Here is a 295-nt window from a genome sequence, read left to right as displayed (position 1 = left end):
TTTCGGGAAATCTTATTCGATAAATTCAAGCTCAATATCTTTTATTTTTTTTTGAATAATTTGTGGCTTCATCGGACAATATTCTTCATATAAACTTATCAAATATAATAAATCATTGGTGTATTCAATCGCCGGAGTAATATTACTAGAAACAAAAGTTACAGGATTATTAATTTCATGGGCAATTCCCGCCAGCATTTGACCCAAACTTGACATTTTTTCGTTTTGAATGAGTTGGGCTTGAGTTTGTTGTAACTTTTGTAATGTAATTTCGAGCTGTTGAGTTTTAGCTTTT

At 30.5% G+C, this 295-nt stretch carries 1 pseudogene; it reads right to left on the bottom strand.

Annotated features, from left to right (window positions below):
- Positions 1-12: 12 nt before the first annotated feature.
- A pseudogene (locus M595_RS28825) lies at positions 13-295 on the bottom strand (histidine kinase dimerization/phospho-acceptor domain-containing protein); the annotation flags it as partial.

Source organism: Lyngbya aestuarii BL J (assembly GCF_000478195.2).
GTDB lineage: Bacteria > Cyanobacteriota > Cyanobacteriia > Cyanobacteriales > Microcoleaceae > Capilliphycus > Capilliphycus aestuarii.
The sequence above is the reverse complement of the archived record's forward strand: the minus strand, read 5'-3'. Positions and strand labels throughout refer to the sequence as shown.